We start from the raw sequence: 19,907 nt of genomic DNA, 5'->3' as shown, positions 1-19,907 counted from the left end.
CGGCAACCCAGGAGACGCACGCATGCACGACACCGCTCGCACGCCGGACACCGGCGCATCCCATATCCCCGACAGCCGGGGCATCAATTTCTTCACCGTCGACCCCGATCTCGGCGCGTTGCTGAAGCTGCATCTCGGCGACGCGCACTATGCCGAACTCGAGCCGCGGCTGCGCGCGCTCGGCGAGCGCGTATCGGGCGAACTCGACGAATGGGCGGCGCGCGCGGACAAGCATCCGCCCGTGCTCGAGCACCGCAACCGGCGCGGCGAGGCCGTGCAGCGGATCGACAAGGATCCGGCGTACGTCGCGCTCGAACGGGTCGCGTATGCGGAGCTCGGGCTCGCGTCGCTGAGCCACGGGGCCGAAACCGTGCCGCCGCTCGTCAAGTACGCGCTGACGTTCCTGTTCGTGCAGGCGGAATTCGGGCTGTGCTGCCCGGTCAGCATGACCGACTCGCTGACGCGCACGCTGCGCCGCTTCGGCGACCCGGCGCTCGTCGCGCGCTACCTGCCGAGGCTCGCGTCGCGCGACTTCGACACGCTGTACCAGGGCGCGATGTTCATGACCGAGCAGGCGGCCGGCTCCGACGTCGGCCGTATCGCGACGCGCGCGACCCGCGAAACCGACGCGCACGGCGACACCGTCTGGCGCCTGACCGGCGACAAGTGGTTCTGCTCGAATGCCGACGCCGATCTCGCGATGGTGCTCGCGCGGCCCGACGGCGCACCGGACGGCATCAAGGGCCTCGCGCTGTTCCTGCTGCCGAAGACGCTGCCGGACGGCACGCGCAACCGCTACCGGATCGTGCGCCTGAAGGACAAGCTCGGCAGCCGTTCGATGGCGAGCGGCGAGATCGCGCTCGAAGGCGCGCAGGCGTACCTGATCGGCGAGATCGGCCGCGGCTTTCACCAGATGGCCGACATGATCAACATGTCGCGGCTGTCGAACGGCGTGCGCGCGGCCGGATTGATGCGGCGCGCGCTGAACGAAGCGTTGCACGTCGCCGCGCATCGCGACGCGTTCGGCCGCAAGCTGATCGAGATGCCGCTGATGCGGCGCCAGCTGATGAAGACGCTGCTGCCGGCCGAGGCCGCGCGCGCGATGTTCATGCAGATCGCGCTGTTGCTGCCGCAGGCCGATGCGGGCGACGAACAGGCTGCGCGCTGCGTGCGGATCCTGACGCCGTTGATCAAGTTCCGCGCGTGCCGCGACGCGCGCCGCGTGACGGGCGATGCGATGGAAGTGCGCGGCGGCACCGGCTATATCGAGGAGTGGAGCGATGCGCGGCTCGTGCGCGACGCGCACCTCGGTTCGATCTGGGAAGGCACGAGCAACATCGTCGCGCTCGACGTCGCGCGCGCCGCGCAGCGCGAGCATGCGCTCGACGCGCTGCGCACGTTCCTCGGCGATCGTCTGGGCGCGGCGCCGCTGCCCGACGCGAGCCGCACGGCGCTGCGGCGCATTCTCGCGCGGGCGTGCGATGCGCTCGCGCGGGTCGCGGAGGACGGCGACGACGCGCGCGTGCGGCAGGCCGCGTCCGCGCTGTATTACGCGAGCGCGGCCGTGCTGATGGCTTGCGAAGGCGTACGGCTCGCGCCGGATTTCAGGCGTCTCGCGCTGGCGCACCTGATCGTGCGACACAAGCTGCTGCCGGTCGATCCGCTCGCGCCGGCACCGCGCGACGACGAATCGGCCGCGTCCGACGCGCTGCTGCGCGGCCTGCCGGTCGCGCTCGACACGGCGCTCGACCTGCTGCCGGAGGTCGAGCGATGAGCACGACGCGTGGCGCACTGGACGGCCTGAAGGTCGTCGACCTGAGCCGGGTGCTCGGCGGCCCGTACTGCACGCAGGCGCTCGCCGATCACGGCGCGACGGTGATCAAGATCGAGCCGCCCGCCGGCGACGAGACGCGTGGCTGGGGGCCGCCGTTCCTCGGCGACACGGCCTGGTATTTCATGGGCGTGAACCGCAACAAGGAAGGGCTCGCGCTCGACCTGTCGCACGACGAAGGGCGGGCGATCCTGTGGCGCCTGCTCGAAGAGGCCGACGTGCTCGTCGAGAATTTCAAGCCGGGCACGCTCGCGCGCTGGGGCATGGACTACGCACGCGACCTGCAGCCGCGCTTCCCGCGCCTGATCCACTGCGCGGTAACGGGCTTCGGCGACGACGGCCCGCTCGGCGGCCTGCCGGGCTACGACGCGGTGATCCAGGCGATGGCCGGGTTGATGAGCGTGAACGGCGAACGCGACGGTGGCGCGACGCGCATCGGTTTGCCGATCGTCGACATGGTCACGGGACTCAACGCGCTCGCCGGCATCCTGCTGGCGCTCGCGGAGCGCGAGAAGAGCGGGCGCGGGCAGTCGATCGACGTGGCGCTGTACGACTGCGGCGTGTCGCTGCTGCATCCGCACCTGCCGAACTTCTTCGGTTCGGGCCGCGTGCCGGAGCGCAGCGGCAACGCGCATCCGAACATCGCGCCGTACGACAGCTACCGCACGGCCACCGTGCCGATCTTTCTCGCGGTCGGCAACGACCGGCAGTTCGCGCGGCTCGTCGCGCATCTCGGTGCGCCGGCGCTCGCCGGCGATCCGCGCTTCGTCGACAACCGCAGCCGCTGCGCGCACCGGCCGCAGTTGAAGGTCGAGCTGGAAGTGCGGCTTGCCGCGCACGCGTGCGAGCCGCTCGCGCGCGAGCTGATGGCGGCCGGCGTGCCGTGCGGGCCGGTGCGCACGGTGGCCGACGTCGCGCACGATCCGCATGCGCTGCACCGCGGCCTGTTCGTCGAGATCGGTGCGTATCGCGGCACCGCGTCGCCGGTGAAGCTGTCGCGCACACCGGCCACCTACCGGTCGGCGCCGCCGGCGCTCGGTCGCGACACACGTGCGGTGCTCGATCGGCTCGGCGTCGATCGCGCGCTTCAGCAGCAACTGCTCGATGCCGGCGTGCTGCGTGTCGCGCCCGACCTGACGTGACGGGCCCACGGGGCGTCCGCAGATGAACGTCGTCCCGACCCGATCGATCGCAACGTCGACTTCGAGCCACGCAACGTAGAGCAATCCGACCAGCCGGCGAAGGCCGGCCATCCGACAAGGCGCGCGACAGTCGCGCCCCCGATTACCAGGAGACATCGATGAGCCGTCCGCCATCCCCGCCCGCCGCGCAGCCGCGGCCAGGCCGCGCCGCCCTCGCGGCGTTCGTCGGCACCACGATCGAGTGGTACGACTTCTACATCTACGGCACCGCCGCGGCGCTCGTGTTCGGCAAGGTGTTCTTTTCGAGCACGATGGATTCCGGCGTTGCGACGCTGCTCGCGTTCGTCACGTTCTGGGCCGGCTTCGCCGCGCGGCCGCTCGGCGGGATCGTGTTCGGCCATCTCGGCGATCGCGTCGGCCGCAAGACCGCGCTCGTGATCACGCTGGTGATGATGGGGCTCGCGACGACCGGCATCGGGCTGCTGCCCGGCTATGCGTCGATCGGCGTATGGGCGCCGGCGGCCCTCGTCGTGCTGCGCGTGCTGCAGGGCATCGCGGTCGGCGGCGAGTGGGGCGGCGCGGTGCTGATCGCGAGCGAGAATGCGCCGAAGCATCGCAGCATCCTGTATGCGGCGTTCGCCCAGCAGGGCTCGCCCACCGGCAACCTGCTGGCCACGGCCGCGTTCTTCGCGCTGAGCGCGCTGCCGACGCCGTCGTTCCTGATGTGGGGCTGGCGCATTCCGTTCCTGCTGTCGGCCGTGCTCGTGATCATCGGCATGGTGATCCGGCTGAGGCTCGAGGAGTCGGTCGACATGCAGCGCGTGCTCGCGCGCAAGCGCACGGTGAAGCTGCCGCTGCGCGACGTCGTGCGCGACCACTGGGTCGTCGTGTTGCTCGCGGCCGGCACGCTGCCGGTGATCAACGTCACGTATTTCCGCAGCACGTTCGCGCTGTCGTGGGCGACGAAGACGCTCGGTTACGCGCAGGGCACGTTCCTCGGCATCCTGTCGATCTCGCTCGTCGTGCAATTTCTGATGCAGCCGGTCGGCGCGTGGTTCGTGTCGAAGGTCGACATGCGGCGCGCGATGTGCTGGATCCTGATTCCGGAAATCGTGCTGATGCCGATGATGTTCCATGCGCTCGCGATGCGTTCGTACTGGATCGCCGTCGCGGGCATGTGCATTTCGACGATTCCGTCGGCGATGTTCTACGGCGCGGTCGGCGGCGTGCTCGCGCGCGTGTTTCCGGCCAACATCCGCTATACGGGCCTGTCGCTCGCGTATCAGTTGAGCGCGCTGGTCGTCGGCGGCGGCACGCCGGTGCTCGCGCAGGCGATCCTGAACGCGACCGGCAGCATCGTCGGCGTCGCGATCGCGTCGGGGCTGTACGCGCTCGTGTCGCTTGCGTGCATGCTCGCGCTGCTCAATCGCACCGGCTACCGCGCGGACGAGCTGTCGACGGCCGAACGCAGCGATGCGGCGGAATGGGGCACGGAAGGCGCGGGCGCGGATCAGCCGGCCGGCGCGGGCGCGCCGCCGGACGATCGCGGCACGTTGAAACCGGCGGGATGACGCGGGTACGCCGGCTCGCCCGGGCGCCGTCGAGCGCGCGTCGGCGGGGTTGCGTCGATTGGGCTGCCCCAAAAGCAAACGGCACCGTGCGGTCACACGGTGCCGTTTGCTCCATTCGCGCGACGACGCCAGCGGGCGCCGCCTGCGCGATTCGCGGCGCTCAGCCTTCCGTCGGCGGCACGTAGCCGGACGCCTGGTCCGCGCCCTCGCCGAAGAAGTACTTCTCCGTCTGCTTCATCAGGTACTGGCGCGCGCGCGGGTCGGCCATGTTCAGGCGGTTTTCGTTGATCAGCATCGTTTGCTGCTTGAGCCAGCCTTGCCACGCTTCCTTCGAGACGCTCTCGTAAATGCGCTTGCCGAGTTCGCCCGGCAGCGGCGGGAAATCGAGGCCTTCGGCTTCCTTGCCGAGCTTCGCGCATTGGATCATTCGAGCCATCGTGTACTTCTCCTGTAATCGGTGTCTGGGGGAAGGGCAGTCGTGCCGGTGCTCAGAGCTGCTTCATCAGCACGAGCGACTTGCGCTGCCAGTTATAGAGTTTGCGACGGTCTTCCGGCAGGTCGTCGACGCTGACCTTGACGAAGCCGCGCTTGAGGAACCAGTGCTCGGTGCGCGTCGTGAGCACGAAGATGTGCGTGAGGCCGCGCGCGCGGGCGCGCTGCTCGATGCGCTTGAGCAGGCGTTCGCCGTCGCCCGAGCCCTGCGCTTCGGGTGCGACCGTCAGGCACGCCATTTCGCCGATCTTTTCCTGCTGGTACGGGTACAGCGCCGCGCAGCCGAACAGCACGCCATCGTGCTCGATCACCGAGAAGTGGTCGATGTCGCGTTCGATCTGGTGGCGGCCGCGCCGCACCAGCGTGCCGTCCGACTCGAGCGGCTCGATCAGCGACAGGATGCCGCCGACGTCGTCCGGAGTCGCCTCGCGCAGGCTTTCGAGGTTCTCGTACGAGATCATCGTGCCGACGCCGTCGTGCAGGAACAGTTCGAGCAGCATGCTGCCGTCGAGCGACTGCGGGATCAGGTGGGCGCGGGTCACGCCGCCGCGGCATGCGCGGATCGAATGCTTGAGGAAGAACGCGTCGTCGCCCTGGATGTTGCCGGAATCGAGCAGTTCGGCGGCCGCGTCGAGCGACATTTCGCGTACCAGCTCGCCTTCGTCGTCGACGATGCCGGGCCCTTCGGTCAGGAAGATGATCTTGTCGGCGCGCAGCGCGATCGCGGCCGCCGACGCGACGTCCTCCATCGACAGGTTGAACGCCTCGCCGGTCGGCGAGAATCCGAGCGGCGACAGCAGCACGAGCTTGCGGCTCGCGAGCGAATGACGGATCGATTCGGCATCGATCTTGCGCACGATGCCCGTGTGCGCGAAATCGACCCCGTCGAGAATCCCCACCGGCCGCGCGGTCACGAAGTTGCCCGACACGACGCTGATGTGCGCGTGCGCCATCGGCGAGTTCGGCAGACCCTGGCTGATCGCGGCCTCGATGTCGAGACGCACTTCGCCGGCCGCTTCCTTCGCGGATTCGAGCGCGCGCGCATCGGTGATGCGCAGGCCGTGCGAAAACTCGGATTCGACACCGTGCAGGCTCAACTGCTCCTCGACCTGCGGGCGCGAGCCGTGCACGAGCACGATCTGGATGCCCATCGCCTGCAAGAGCGCGATGTCGGACACGAGCGCATTCAGCAGCCCCTGCTGCACCACCTCGCCGCCGAACCCCACGACGAACGTGCTGTTGCGGAACTTGTGGATATAGGGCGCGACGGAGCGCATCCAGTCGACGAACTGCGCGTGGCTGGCGGCCGAATCGTCGGCGGCCGGCGGCGTCGCGGCGCCGGTCTGGGCGGGAGGGAGGTCGGTTTGGGAATTCATGGCCGGGATTATAATGCGCCCCCATGTCGAATGTTTCTAAAAGTCCCGCGCCGACGCGGGCCAATACGCCGTCGGCGAAGCACCCGGATGGTGCGGCCGATGCGCGCGAGCAGCCGGGCCAGCCGCCGCGCCAGCAGCAGGACAAGCCGGCGGGCACGCCGGCACCCGCGCCGCGCGGGCCGCGCAATGACGAACGGCGCGGCGCCGCGCGCCAGCCGGCCGCGAAGGGAGCGCCGCAGCCGACGGGCGAGCGGGCCCCGCGCCGCGAGCGTGCGCCGCGCGCCGCCGTCCCGCCGAATCCCGTTCCGCCGATCACGTATCCGGAAAGCCTGCCCGTGTCGGGCAAGCGCGACGAAATCGCGCGTGCGATCGCCGGTCATCAGGTCGTCATCGTCTGCGGCGAAACCGGCTCGGGCAAGACTACGCAATTGCCGAAGATCTGTCTCGATCTCGGCCGCGGCCTCGGCGCCGGCGGCACGGGCCTGATCGGCCATACGCAGCCGCGGCGCCTGGCCGCCTCGTCGACCGGCCGCCGGATCGCCGAGGAACTCGGCACGCCGTTCGGCGAGGTGGTCGGCTACAAGGTGCGCTTCACCGACAATCTCGCGCCGGGCGCATCCGTCAAGCTGATGACCGACGGCATCCTGCTCGCCGAGACGCAGACCGACCCGTTGCTGAAGGCGTACGACACGCTGATCATCGACGAGGCGCACGAGCGCAGCCTGAACATCGACTTCCTGCTCGGCTATCTGAAGGAAATCCTGCCGAGGCGGCCGGACCTGAAGCTGATCGTCACGTCCGCGACGATCGACGCCGATCGCTTCGCGCGCCATTTCGGCACCGACGCGCGCCCGGCGCCCGTGATCGAGGTGAGCGGGCGGCTGTATCCGGTCGAGATGCGCTACCGCCCGGTGGCCGAGGATCGCCCGGCGGTGAAGAACGCCGAGGGCACGGGCGGCCGCGATCGCGTGAAGACCGCGCGCGAAGCCGAGCGCGACCTGATGGACGCGATCGTCGACGCGGTCGACGAGCTGTGCCGCGAAGGCCCCGGCGACGTGCTGGTGTTCCTGCCCGGCGAGCGCGAGATCCGCGAGGCGGCCGAGGCGCTGCGCAAGCACCATCCGCCGCACACCGAGATCCTGCCGCTGTTCGCGCGGCTCTCGGCGGCCGACCAGGACAAGGTGTTCAAGGCGTCGAACGCGCGCCGGATCGTGCTCGCGACCAACGTGGCCGAAACCTCGCTGACGGTGCCGGGCATCCGTTACGTGGTCGACACCGGCCTCGCGCGCGTGAAGCGCTATTCGTACCGGAACAAGGTCGAGCAACTGCAGGTCGAGTCGATCTCGCAGGCGGCCGCGAACCAGCGCGCGGGCCGCTGCGGCCGGGTGGCCGACGGCGTGTGCATTCGTTTGTACGAGGAAAGCGACTACCAGGCGCGTGCGCGCTTCACCGATCCGGAAATCCTGCGCTCGTCGCTCGCGTCGGTGATCCTGCGGATGAAGTCGCTGCACCTGACGGCGATCGAATCGTTCCCGTTCCTCGAACCGCCGCCCGGCCGCGCGATCGCGGACGGTTACCAGTTGCTCAACGAGCTCGGCGCGGTCGACGACGACAACGCGCTGACGCCGCTCGGCCGCGAGCTCGCGCGGCTGCCGCTCGACCCGCGCGTCGGCCGGATGATTCTCGCCGCGCGCGACCAGCAGTCGCTGCGCGAGGTGCTGATCATCGCGAGCGCGCTGTCCGTGCAGGACCCGCGCGATCGTCCGATCGAAGCGCAGGAGCAGGCCGACCAGGCGCACCGCCGGTTCGCCGACGAGCGGTCCGAATTCCTGCAGTGGCTGAAGATCTGGGCGTGGTTCGAAGAGGCCGTCGCGCACAAGAAGTCGAATCGCCAGCTCGTCGACGCGTGCCGGCAGAACTTCCTGTCGCATCTGCGGCTGCGCGAGTGGCGCGACGTCCATTCGCAGTTGCTGACGGTCGTGCGCGAGCACGGCTGGCGGCTCAACGAAGTCGATGCCACCTACGAGCAGATCCATCTGGCCCTGTTGACGGGGCTGCTGGGCAACCTCGGCATGAAGGCCGACGACGATCCGCATTACCTCGGCGCGCGCGGCATCAAGTTCTACCTGTGGCCGGGCTCCGCGCTCGCGAAGAAGGCCGGCCGCTGGGTGATGGCGGCCGAACTCGTCGAGACGAGCCGGCTGTACGCGCGCTGCCTCGCGAAGATCGAGCCCGAGTGGGTCGAGAAGATCGGCGCGCACCTGCTGAAGAAATCGCTGTCGGAACCTCACTGGGAGAAGCGGCCGGCGCAGGTCAGCGCGTTCGAGCGCGCGACGCTGTACGGGCTGCCGATCTATCACCGGCGCCGTGTCGCGTTCGGCAAGCAGGACCCGGCGCGCGCCCGCGAGCTGTTCATCCGCGGCGCGCTGGTCGAAGGCGAGTTCGACACGAAACTGCCGTTCTTCGCGCACAACCGCAAGCTGCTCGCCGACATCGAGCAGCTCGAGCACAAGTCGCGTCGGCAGGACGTGCTGGTCGACGACGAGTTGATCTACGCGTACTACGACCACGCGATTCCGGAAGGCATCCACACGGGCGCCGCGTTCGAGCGCTGGTATCGCGACGAGGTGAAGAAGGGCGGCCAGGCGGAGGACAAGCAGCGGCTGCTGTATCTGTCGCGCGACGACCTGATGCGCCACGAGGCGGCAGGCGTGACGACCGACCTGTTCCCGAAGCGCGCGACGATGGCCGGCGTCGAGATGGCGCTCACGTACCACTTCGAGCCCGGCACGCCGCGCGACGGCGTGACGCTCGCGGTGCCGCTGTTCGCGCTGAACCAGGTCGACGCGCGCCGCTGCGAGTGGCTCGTGCCGGGCATGCTGAAGGAAAAGGTGCAGTTGCTGCTGAAGTCGCTGCCGCAGAAGCTGCGCCGGCACTGCGTGCCGCTGCCCGAGTACGCGGCCGGCTTCGTCGAGCGGATGGGCCGCGAGCGCTTCGGTGCGGGCGGGCTCGTCGAGGCGCTGATCGCCGACGTGCGGGCGCAGACGCAGGTCATGATGAAAACGGCCGACTTCAAGCTCGAGACGCTGCCCGCGCACCTGTTCATGAACTTCAAGGTGATCGACGAGCACGGCCGCCAGCTCGCGATGGGGCGCAATCTCGCGCAGCTTCGCCAGGAGCTGGGCGCGCAGGCGCAGCAGCAGTTCCAGAAGATCGCGGCGGCGTCGACGCTCGCGAGCGGCGGCGACGCCGAGGCCGGTCAGGCGCCCGGCCATGCGCCGGCGTCGAGTGTCGCGGCCGGGGCGCCTGCCCGCGGCGCGAAGGCCGGCAAGGGCGCGGCGCCGCAGACGGCCGCCGCGGCGGAAACCGGCGCGACGGCGCTGTACGAGAACCTGACGACGTGGAATTTCGGCAAGCTGCCCGAGCTGCTGGAAATCCGTCGGCGCGGCCAGACGCTGTACGGCTATCCGGCGCTCGTCGATCGCGGCACCCATTGCGACGTCGAGGTGTTCGATTCGCCGGAGGAGGCCGCGCGTATCCACCGGGCCGGGCTGCGGCGCCTTTTCGCGCTGCAGTTGAAGGAGCCGATCAAGTTCCTGGAAAAGAACCTGCCGGGCCTGCGCGAGATGGCGATGCAGTACATGTCGCTCGGCACGCAGGACGAGTTGCGCGACCAGCTGATCGACACGGCGCTCGACCGCGCGTGCCTGCAGGACCCGCTGCCCGACGACGACGCGAGCTTCCACGCGCGCCGCGACGAGGGCCGCAGCCGCCTGAACCTGCTTGCGCAGGAAATCGCGCGGCTCGTCGGGCAGATCCTGGCCGAATACGCGGGCCTCGTGAAGAAGCTCGCGCAGGCGAAGCCGTTCGCGCAGGCCCATGCGGACCTGCAGCAGCAACTGGCCGCGCTGGTCGGCAAGCGCTTCGTGATCGACACGCCTTACGCGCAGCTTGCGCATTTCCCGCGCTACCTGAAGGGCATCGCGCTGCGGATCGACAAGCTGAAGGCCGACCCGGCGCGCGACGCGAAGCAGTCGGCCGAGCTGCTGCCGCTCGCCCAGCAGTACCAGCGCGCGGTGTCGCAGCGCGGCGGCGTCGCCGATGCGCGGCTTGCGGAATTCCGCTGGCTGCTCGAGGAATTGCGGATTTCGCTGTTCGCGCAGGAACTGCGCACGCCGATGCCGGTCTCTGTCAAGCGTCTGCACAAGGTCTGGGAGTCGATGCAGCGCTAGCGCAACATCGGTGTGCCGGCCCGCACCGGCCGCCGCCCGGGGCCGGCACCGCGGTGGCGCCTTCGGCAGGCCGGGCATGCGTCGAAGTGGCGCAATACCGGCATGGGTCAACCGGAGGGGCCCGCCGAACGTTCTACAATGACAGCTGTTCCACGACGTGAGTCTTCATGCGCACTTTCCTTTCCTTCGGCCGCACGCTTGCGCTGGCCGCCGCCGTGCTGGCGCCCGCCGCGCACGCGAATAACGTGATCGTCCTCAATTCGGCCGAAGCGACGCTTTCCCTGATCGACCAGCAGACCCGCGAAGTCGTTTCCACGATGCCGACCGGCAAGGAACCGCACCATTTGATGGCGACGCCCGACAACGCGTCGCTGATCGTCGCGAATTCGGTCTCGAACAGCCTGATGTTCCTCGATCCGAAGACGGGCAAGCTGCAGCGCACCGTCGAAGGGATCGACGACCCTTACCAGCTCGGCTTCTCGCCCGACCGCAAATGGTTCGCGGCGGCCGGCCTGCGGCTCGACCGCGTCGACATCTACGGTTACGACGGCCGCGACCTGCACCTCGTGAAGCGCGTGCCGCTCGCGGTGATGCCGAGCCACCTCGCGTTCACGAAGGACAGCAAGACGCTGCTCGTGTCGCTGCAGGTGTCCGGCGAGATCGCGGCGATCGACCTGCCGACGCAGACGGTCAAATGGAAGATGAAGGTCGGCAAGGTGCCGGCCGGCCTGTGGCTCACGCCGGACGACAAATTCCTGCTGGTCGGGATGACCGGCGCGGATTACGTCGCGGTCGTCGACTGGCGCAACCAGAAGGTCGTCAAGCAGATCTACACGGGCAAGGGCGCGCACAATTTCCGCTCGCTCGCCGACGGCACGCACGTCGCGGTGACGAACCGCGTCGCGAACACGATCAGCATCATCGACGAGAACACGCTCGCCAACGTCGGCGACATCACCGGCCTGCTGCCGGGCCCCGACGACATGGAGCTGTCCGCCGACAAGAAGACGCTGTGGGTGACGTTCCGGTTCGCGAAGAAGGTCGGGATCATCGATCTGGCCTCGCGCAAGCTGGTGCAGACGATTGCCGTCGGCCGCTCGCCGCACGGCATCTACTTCTACGACCGCGCGCCGTGGAAGGCGGCGAACGGCGCGTGACGGGCGGAGGCGAACGATGCTGCACCTGATCGATGCGTTCGTGTCGGACATCCAGACCTGGCTGTACGTCGATGTCGTGCAGCCGCTCCTCTTCAAGTTCAACCTGATGGACTATGACGAGGACACCTACGACGCGCTGTACTGGGTGATCATCGGCGCGCTGCAGATGGTGCTGATGTTCGCGCTGCTGCGCCCGCTCGAGGCGCTGCTGCCGGTCGAGCGCTGGAAGAACCGCCGCGCGGTCCGGGTCGACGTGATCTACACGGCGATCTCGAAGCTCGGCATCTACACGCTGTTCTTCTTCTTCGCGCTGCAGCCGGTGTTCGACGGCTTCCAGGCGTGGCTGCGCCTGCATGGCGTCGCGAACGTCAACCTCGACTATCTGTGGCCGGGCGTGACTTCGCAGCCGATCGTCGCGTTCGCGATCTACCTCGTCGTGCTCGACTTCGCCGGCTACTGGTATCACCGCTGGCAGCACAAGTTCGGCATCTGGTGGGAGCTGCACGCGGTCCATCACAGCCAGCGGCAGATGTCGCTGTGGTGCGACGACCGCAACCACCTGCTCGACGACGTGCTCCAGTCGTGCTTCTTCGCGGCGATCGCGCTCGTGATCGGCGTGACGCCGTCGCAGTTCGTCGTGCTGACCGCGGTCACCAACTTCCTGCAGAGCATCCAGCATACGAATGCGCGGCTGTCGTACGGCCGCATCGGCGAGCGTCTGCTCGTCAGCCCGATCTTCCACCGCCGGCACCATGCGGTCGGTTACGGCCACGAAGGCACCAAGTACGGCTGCAACTTCGGCGTGCTGTTTCCGTGGTGGGACATGATGTTCGGCACCGCGTCGTGGAACCGCACGGTCGAGCCGACCGGCATCCGCGAGCAGGTCGAGGGCGTGTCCTATGGCGACGGCTTCTGGTCGCAGCACGGCCTCGCGTTCGTGCGGATCTTCCGGCGCCTGTTCCCCGCGAAGCGCGGCGCGGCGTCGGCCTGATCCCGATCCGTCCGCTCTCCCGTTGAACGACGTTTGCACGCGGCCCGCATGCGCTTTGGCGCATGCGGGCCGCATGGTTTATCCTTTCCCCGTTTTTCTCCGTCAATCCAGACTCCCCAGGCTCGCATGAACGATTTGCTGCGTTCCTTCGTCCGGGCGCTCGCCAGCGCGCTGCACCCGCGCATGCTGTGGCTCACCCTGATGCCGTTCGTCGTGTCGGCGCTGCTGTGGGGCGCCGTGCTGTGGTTTTCGTGGCAGACATTGCTGGACCTCGCGCGCGGCGCGCTCGACGGCTTCGTGCTGACGGCCGCGCTGTATCGCGCGTTCGATGCGATCGGCATGTCGCAGTTGCATGCGGTCGTCGCGCCGTTCGTGGTCGTGTCGCTCGCCATTCCGCTGATCGTGCTGACCGTGCTGCTGCTGATCGCGACGATCTCGATGCCGGTCGTGATCAAGCACCTGTCGAACCGGCAGTTCGCGGCGCTCGAGCCGAAGCGGGGCGGCACCTTCTTCGGCAGCGTGTTCAATTCGCTCGGCGCGGCGCTCGTCGGCGTCGTGCTGCTCGTCGTCACGATCCCGCTGTGGCTGATTCCGCCGTTTTTCGCGTTGCTGCCGCCGCTGATCTGGGGCTGGCTCACGTATCGCGTGATGACCTACGATGCGCTCGCGCTGCACGCGAGCCGCGACGAGCGCCGCGCGCTCGTGCGCCGGCACCGCTGGCCGCTGATCGGCATCGGCGTCGCGACCGGGCTGCTCGGCACCGTGCCGACCTTCGTGTGGGTGTCGTCGGTCTGGATGATGGTGCTGTTCCCGTTCGTCGCGGCCGCCATGATCTGGGTTTACGCTTTCATCCTCGTCTTCTCGGCGCTGTGGTTCGGGCACTACTGCCTGCGCGCGCTCGAAGACCTGCGCGCGAGTGCGCGCGCCACCGCAATCGACATGGGGCAGGCATGAGCATCGGCATCATCATCATCGGCGACGAAATCCTGTCGGGCCGCCGGCAGGACAAGCATCTGGCGAAGGTCATCGAGCTGCTCGGCGCGCGCGGCCTCGCGCTCGACTGGGCCGAATACGTCGGCGACGATCCGGCGCGCATCACGGCGACGCTCGCGCGCGCGATCGCGTCGGGCGACATCGTGTTCTCGACGGGCGGGATCGGCGCGACGCCGGACGACCACACGCGCCAGTGCGCGGCGGCCGCGCTCGGCGTGCCGCTCGAGCTGCATCCGGAAGCGAAGGCGCTGATTGCGGAGCGGATCCGCGAGATGCACGCGGATCCGGCCGCACCGGTCGATTTCGAATCGCCGGAAAACCAGCACCGTTTCAACATGGGCGTGTTCCCGGCCGGGGCGACGATCATCCCGAACGGCTACAACCGGATTCCCGGCTTCTCGGTCGGCCATCTCCATTTCGTGCCGGGCTTTCCGGTGATGGCGTGGCCGATGATCGAATGGGTGCTCGATACGCAGTACGCGCATCTGCATCACGCGACGCCGCATGCCGAGCGCTCGCTGTACGTGTTCGAGCTGCCGGAATCGACGCTCACGCCGCTGATGGAGAGGATCGAGCGCGATTTCCCGGGCGTGCGCGTGTTCAGCCTGCCGAGCGTCGGCGACGCGGAGCGCGGCGGCATCTACGCGCGCCGTCACATCGATCTCGGCGTGAAGGGCGAACCGGAAGCGGTCGCAGCCGCGTTCGTGAAGCTGCGCGAAGGCGTGCATCTGCTCGGCGGCGACGTCGTCGAGCCCGATGCGCCGCACGCCTGAGCGGCCTGCCACGCTGTCGTACCAAAAGCAACGGGCCGCGCAACGCGGCCCGTCATCGGCATGTCATCGCCCGGCTCGACGATGAGGCTGTCGCAACCGGTGGCCTCGGCGCGCCGTCAGGCGCCGATCCACGGCAGTTTGCGGAAGCACCAGCCGTCGACGGTCTTGCGGTGGCCTTCGGCGTCCTTCGCGCCCTCGAAGCCTTCGAGCAGGTCGAACGCCTTCGTGTAGCCGGCCTGCGCGGACGCGACCGCGGCGAGCTTCGAGCGCGCGGCGCTGCGGCACAGGAACAGGATCGGCGTATCGGCCGGCAGGGCCGCCTTCAGTTCGTTGACGAATTCGGTGTTCGGCACGCCGCCCGGGTAGCGCGTCCATTCGATGTGCAGGTACTGGCCGTCGCCGACGAGCGGGCGGCCGATCCAGTCGAGCTCGGCGCGCGTGCGCACGTCGACGAGGCGCGCGGACGGGTCGAGCTGCAGCAGTTCGAATGCCTCGACCGGCAGCAGCGCGCCGGCGTAGTCGAGCGCGCCTTGGGCGCGGCGTTCGTCGGCCTTCGCGTAAAGCTGGTCCAGCGTACTCATGGCAAGGAGTCTCCGTATCGGTCAAACGATCATTCTAGCGCGGCGGGGCGGTACGGACGTTCGCGCGACCTGCGCCGCATGCACGGACCACGGATTCACCAAAAGAGTGCAGAATGGCGCGCATGCACCAGAATAACCCGGCTGCGCCGCCGCATCCCGAAGATTGCACCACGGAGGTGCGATCCGGTCGGCGGCGGTGCGGCCCCGAGCCCTGCAATTGCGCAGGCGAGCCCCGCTGCGGCGCGGGCCGGCGCGATCCGCGTCGGTTTCGCGATGGTTGGCACGGAAGCTGCTATATAGAATTCGGTCGAATCGGGGCGCGCTGCGCCAAAGCAAGACCCCGGTCAGCTCGATAAACGAGGCGGTTCCCAGTCCGCCGGAATTGTTCAATCAGGAGAAGAGGTTATGAGTAAAACCGTCGCCGACGTCATGCAGCTCGTGAAGGACGAGGACGTCAAGTTCGTCGATTTCCGCTTCACGGATACGCGCGGCAAGGAACAGCACGTGTCGGTGCCGGTTTCGGCGTTTGACGAAGACAAGTTCGAAAGCGGTCATGCATTCGACGGTTCGTCGATCGCGGGCTGGAAGGGCATCGAGGCGTCGGACATGCTGCTCATGCCGGATCCGAGCGCTGCGTTCATCGACCCGTTCTATGAAGAATCGACTCTGGTGCTGACCTGCGACGTGGTCGAGCCGGCCGACGGCAAGGGCTACGAGCGCGACCCGCGTTCGCTCGCGAAGCGCGCGGAAGCCTACCTGAAGAGCACGGGCATCGGCGACACCGCCTACTTCGGTCCGGAGCCGGAATTCTTCATTTTCGACTCGGTCCAGTGGAACACGGACATGTCGGGCTGCTTCGTGAAGATCAACTCGGAAGAAGCGCCGTGGTCGGCAGGCAAGGAATTCGAAGGCGGCAACACGGGCCACCGTCCGGGCACGAAGGGCGGCTACTTCCCGGTCGCGCCGGTCGACACGTTCCAGGACATGCGCTCGGAAATGTGCCTGCTGCTCGAACAGCTCGGCATCCCGGTCGAAGTGCACCACCACGAAGTGGCGGGCCAGGGCCAGAACGAAATCGGCACGAAGTTCTCGACGCTCGTGCAGCGCGCGGACTGGACGCAATGGTCGAAGTACATCATCCATAACGTCGCGCATTCGTACGGCAAGACGGCGACGTTCATGCCGAAGCCGGTCGTCGGCGACAACGGTTCGGGCATGCACGTTCACCAGTCGATCTGGAAGGACGGCCAGAACCTGTTCGCGGGCAACGGCTATGCCGGCCTGTCGGAACTGGCGCTGTTCTACATCGGCGGCATCATCAAGCACGCTCGCGCGCTGAACGCGATCACGAACCCGACGACGAACTCGTACAAGCGTCTGGTCCCGCACTTCGAAGCACCGGTCAAGCTCGCGTACTCGGCGCGCAACCGCTCGGCATCGATCCGCATTCCGCACGTGTCGAACCCGAAGGGCCGCCGTATCGAAACGCGCTTCCCGGACCCGATGGCGAACCCGTACCTGTTGTTCTCGGCGCTGATGATGGCCGGCCTCGACGGGATCCAGAACAAGATCCATCCGGGCGAAGCAGCGGACAAGAACCTGTACGACCTGCCGCCGGAAGAGGATGCAAAGATCCCGACCGTGTGCGCGGGTCTCGACCAGGCACTCGAGGCACTCGACAAGGATCGCGAGTTCCTGACGCGCGGCGGCGTGTTCACGGACGGCATGATCGACGCGTACCTCGGGCTGAAGGAGCAGGAGCTGGCGAAGTTCCGCATGACGACGCACCCGATCGAGTTCGAGATGTACTACTCGCTCTAATCGGCGATGGCGCTTCGATTCGGCGCCGTCATGCCGGTTCGTTCCCGTCGCGCGGTGTGCGGCGGGAACGGCGGAGTCTGAAAGGGGACGGCGTCCGGCCGTCCCTTTTTTGTTCCGACGATTTTCATTTACTGCCCGGTGAGGCGCGACAAGCACGCAGATGGTTCTGAAGAATCTGATCAAGGCGAAAACGGGGCAGCCCGAACGGCTGACGGACGACGAGCGGCTCTCGCGCTCGGGTCTGCTGGCGGGGCTCGAAGCGCTGCCGACGGTCGTGCTCGTGCTCGACCGCAAGACGCTGCGGATCGCGTTCGCGAACCCGTCCGCGGAGGCGATGCTCGACATCTCGCGGCGGCAGCTCGCGCAGCGGCCGTGGGGCGAAATTTTCCCGAACGCGAACGAGCTGGCATCGACGATCACCGCGATCGGCCAGGAACGCTTTCACGCGACGCACCTCGATACCGTGCTCGATCGGCCCGGCCGGGAGCCGCTGCATGTGCACGCGATCGTCGGCTTCCTCGAGACCGCGCCCGATTTCGTGCTCGTCGAGCTGTTCGAGAACGAACGGCAGTCGCGCACCGATCGGGAAGAGCGCATCCACGACCTGACCGCGGTCAACAAGCAACTGATCCGCAACCTCGCGCACGAGATCAAGAACCCGCTCGGCGGCATTCGCGGCGCAGCCCAGCTGCTCGAATTCGAACTGGGCGAGCGCGAGCGCGGCGAGTTGCGCGAATACACGCAGGTGATCATCAAGGAGTCCGACCGCCTGCAGACGCTCGTCGACCGGTTGCTGGAGCCGCACCGGCATCCGCATATCGTCGGCGACGTGAACATTCATGAAGTGTGCGAACGCGTACGCGCGGTGATGCTCGCGGAATTCCCGCGCGGGCTCACGATCGAGCGCGATTACGACGTGAGCGTGCCGGACCTGCGCGGCGACAAGGAGCAACTGATCCAGGCGCTGCTGAACATCGTGCGCAACGCCGCGCAGGCGCTGCGCGAACGGATCGCGCAGGGCGACGCGAAGATCGAGCTGCGCACGCGCATCGCACGCAAGGTGACGATCGCCAAGCGCCTGTACCGGCTGGCACTGGACTTGCACGTGATCGACAACGGGCCCGGCATTCCGGAAGAGATCCGCGACCGGATCTTCTACCCGCTCGTGTCCGGACGCGACGACGGCAGCGGCCTCGGCCTCACGCTCGCGCAGACGTTCGTGCAGCAGCACGACGGGATGATCGAGGTCGAAAGCCGGCCCGGACGTACCGAATTTCAGATTCTGCTGCCGCTCGACCATTGAGCGGCAGCAGTGCGATTCACCGGATTTCCCCATATCTGACCGACCTATGAAGCCGATCTGGATAGTAGACGACGACCAATCGATCCGCTGGGTGCTTGAAAAGGCACTCGCCCGGGACAGCTTCGCGACGAAGAGCTTCGCGAACGTGCGCGACGCGCTGGCCGCGCTCGACCACGAGACGCCGCAGGTACTCGTGTCCGACATCCGGATGCCGGGCGGCTCGGGCCTCGAGTTGCTGCAGGCGATGCACGAGCGGCTGCCGGGCCTGCCCGTCATCATCATGACGGCGTTCTCCGATCTCGACAGCGCCGTCGCGGCGTTCCAGGGCGGCGCGTTCGAATACCTCGCGAAGCCGTTCGACGTCGACAAGGCGGTCGAACTGATCCGCCGCGCGGTGGAAGAAAGCCTGCGCGGCGGCGCGCCGCAGGACGAGCGCGTGGCCGACGCGCCCGAGATGCTCGGCCAGGCGCCCGCGATGCAGGACATGTTCCGTGCGATCGGCCGGCTGTCGCATTCGGCCGCGACCGTGCTGATCACCGGCGAGTCGGGCACCGGCAAGGAGCTCGTCGCGCGGGCGCTGCACCGTCACAGCCCGCGCGCGAACGGGCCGTTCATCGCGCTGAACACGGCGGCGATTCCGAAGGACCTGCTCGAATCCGAACTGTTCGGCCACGAGCGCGGCGCGTTCACCGGCGCGCAGACGACGCGGCAGGGCCGCTTCGAGCAGGCCGAGAACGGCACGCTGTTCCTCGACGAAATCGGCGACATGCCGTTCGACCTGCAGACGCGCCTGTTGCGCGTGCTGTCGGACGGGCAGTTCTATCGGGTCGGCGGGCACAACCCGCTGCGCGCGAACGTGCGCGTGATCGCCGCGACGCACCAGAATCTCGAGTCGCGCGTGCGGCAGGGGCTGTTCCGCGAGGACCTTTACCACCGGCTCAACGTGATCCGGCTGCGCCTGCCGCCGCTGCGCGAACGTAGCGAGGACATCGCGCTGCTCACGCGCCACTTCCTGCAGAAGAGTGCACGCGATCTCGGCGTCGAGCCGAAGCGCGTGTCCGACGACGCGCTCGCGTATCTCACGTCGCTGCCGTTTCCCGGCAACGTACGGCAGCTCGAGAATCTCGCGAACTGGCTGACCGTGATGGCGCCCGCGCAGACGGTCGAGATCAAGGACCTGCCGCCCGACCTCGTGCCGGCCGGGGCGCCGGTCGTCGCGTCGGGCGACGGCGCGGACGTGCACGGCAGCGGCGGCCACGCGGCGGCAGCGCCTGCCGCGATCGGCGCGGCGCCGCCCGCCGCCGTGCCCGTCGCGAGCACGGCGAACGGCAGCGCGCCGGCCGGCTACCCGCTGTGGGAGCACGGGCTGCGCACCGAGGTCGCGCGGTTGTTGCGCGAGAACTCGGCCGACGTGATGGACGAGCTCGCGCGTCGCTTCGAAGCGGCCGTGATCCGCGAGGCGCTCGACTTCACGCGCGGCCGCAAGGTCGAGGCCGCGGAGCGGCTCGGCATCGGTCGCAACACGATCACGCGCAAGATCCAGGAACTCCATCTGGAGCCCTGACCGGGCACGATGCGCGGCATGCGCGGGTTCGCGCATGCCGCGATCGGACATAATCGCGGTTTGCACGCAGCTTGCGATTC

The 19,907-nt window shown here is 68.2% G+C and carries 14 protein-coding genes; 11 read left to right on the top strand and 3 right to left on the bottom strand.

Annotated features, from left to right (window positions below):
• Positions 1 to 22 precede the first annotated feature (22 nt).
• The 3 genes from WS54_RS24270 to WS54_RS24260 all read left to right on the top strand — a co-directional run bounded on the left by WS54_RS24270 (position 23) and on the right by WS54_RS24260 (position 4,544).
• Positions 23 to 1,774, top strand: a complete 1,752-nt coding sequence (locus WS54_RS24270) for an acyl-CoA dehydrogenase family protein (protein ID WP_059782958.1) — start codon at positions 23 to 25, stop codon at positions 1,772 to 1,774.
• Positions 1,771 to 2,973, top strand: a complete 1,203-nt coding sequence (locus tag WS54_RS24265; protein WP_059782956.1) for a CaiB/BaiF CoA transferase family protein — start codon at positions 1,771 to 1,773, stop codon at positions 2,971 to 2,973. The genes WS54_RS24270 and WS54_RS24265 overlap by 4 nt, the downstream gene beginning before the upstream one ends.
• Positions 2,974 to 3,131: 158 nt before the next feature.
• Positions 3,132 to 4,544, top strand: coding sequence for an MFS transporter (locus WS54_RS24260; RefSeq protein ID WP_059782954.1), 1,413 nt, complete (start codon positions 3,132 to 3,134; stop codon positions 4,542 to 4,544).
• A 160-nt stretch (positions 4,545 to 4,704) separates the two neighbouring features.
• Here the strand turns inward: WS54_RS24260 and WS54_RS24255 are convergent, their stop codons facing one another.
• Entirely contained in the window at positions 4,705 to 4,980 is a 276-nt protein-coding gene (locus WS54_RS24255; RefSeq protein WP_009692666.1) for an oxidative damage protection protein, read from the bottom strand.
• A 52-nt stretch (positions 4,981 to 5,032) separates the two neighbouring features.
• A complete protein-coding gene (argA, locus tag WS54_RS24250) occupies positions 5,033 to 6,412 on the bottom strand; it encodes an amino-acid N-acetyltransferase (RefSeq protein WP_006485509.1) in 1,380 nt (459 codons plus the stop codon).
• Between the two features lie 23 nt (positions 6,413 to 6,435).
• On the opposite strand from argA, the gene hrpA reads away from it, so the two are divergent.
• The 5 genes from hrpA (at position 6,436) to WS54_RS24225 (ending at position 14,558) form a co-directional block, all read left to right on the top strand.
• Positions 6,436 to 10,644, top strand: coding sequence for an ATP-dependent RNA helicase HrpA (gene hrpA / locus WS54_RS24245; protein WP_059782952.1), 4,209 nt, complete (start codon positions 6,436 to 6,438; stop codon positions 10,642 to 10,644).
• A gap of 167 nt (positions 10,645 to 10,811) precedes the next feature.
• A complete protein-coding gene (locus WS54_RS24240) occupies positions 10,812 to 11,801 on the top strand; it encodes a YVTN family beta-propeller repeat protein (protein ID WP_059782949.1) in 990 nt (329 codons plus the stop codon).
• Positions 11,802 to 11,817: 16 nt separating this feature from the next.
• Positions 11,818 to 12,792, top strand: coding sequence for a sterol desaturase family protein (locus WS54_RS24235; protein ID WP_059782946.1), 975 nt, complete (start codon positions 11,818 to 11,820; stop codon positions 12,790 to 12,792).
• A gap of 126 nt (positions 12,793 to 12,918) precedes the next feature.
• Positions 12,919 to 13,746 (top strand): EI24 domain-containing protein, encoded by an 828-nt coding sequence (locus WS54_RS24230; RefSeq protein ID WP_059782943.1) that lies wholly within the window; start codon positions 12,919 to 12,921, stop codon positions 13,744 to 13,746.
• Complete coding sequence (locus tag WS54_RS24225) at positions 13,743 to 14,558, top strand: competence/damage-inducible protein A (protein ID WP_034207773.1); 816 nt, start codon at positions 13,743 to 13,745, stop codon at positions 14,556 to 14,558. Before WS54_RS24230 ends, WS54_RS24225 begins: the two co-directional genes overlap by 4 nt.
• 116 nt (positions 14,559 to 14,674) lie before the next feature.
• On the opposite strand, the gene WS54_RS24220 is transcribed toward WS54_RS24225, so the two are convergent.
• Positions 14,675 to 15,139 carry a rhodanese-like domain-containing protein gene (locus tag WS54_RS24220; RefSeq protein ID WP_034207772.1) on the bottom strand — a complete coding sequence of 155 codons (465 nt, stop codon included), beginning with the start codon at positions 15,137 to 15,139 and terminating at the stop codon, positions 14,675 to 14,677.
• Between the two features lie 405 nt (positions 15,140 to 15,544).
• On the opposite strand from WS54_RS24220, the gene glnA reads away from it, so the two are divergent.
• From glnA to ntrC, 3 genes are all read left to right on the top strand, one after another.
• On the top strand, positions 15,545 to 16,960 hold the full coding sequence (gene glnA / locus WS54_RS24215) for a type I glutamate--ammonia ligase (protein ID WP_034207771.1): 1,416 nt from the start codon (positions 15,545 to 15,547) through the stop codon (positions 16,958 to 16,960).
• A gap of 160 nt (positions 16,961 to 17,120) precedes the next feature.
• Positions 17,121 to 18,263: a nitrogen regulation protein NR(II) gene (glnL, locus tag WS54_RS24210; RefSeq protein WP_034207770.1), complete on the top strand. Its 1,143-nt coding sequence runs from the start codon at positions 17,121 to 17,123 to the stop codon at positions 18,261 to 18,263.
• Positions 18,264 to 18,309: 46 nt separating this feature from the next.
• On the top strand, positions 18,310 to 19,827 hold the full coding sequence (gene ntrC / locus WS54_RS24205) for a nitrogen regulation protein NR(I) (RefSeq protein WP_034207769.1): 1,518 nt from the start codon (positions 18,310 to 18,312) through the stop codon (positions 19,825 to 19,827).
• Positions 19,828 to 19,907 lie beyond the last annotated feature (80 nt).

This window comes from Burkholderia sp. NRF60-BP8 (assembly GCF_001522585.2).
Lineage (GTDB): Bacteria > Pseudomonadota > Gammaproteobacteria > Burkholderiales > Burkholderiaceae > Burkholderia.
This window is presented reverse-complemented; position numbering and strand designations above follow the sequence as displayed.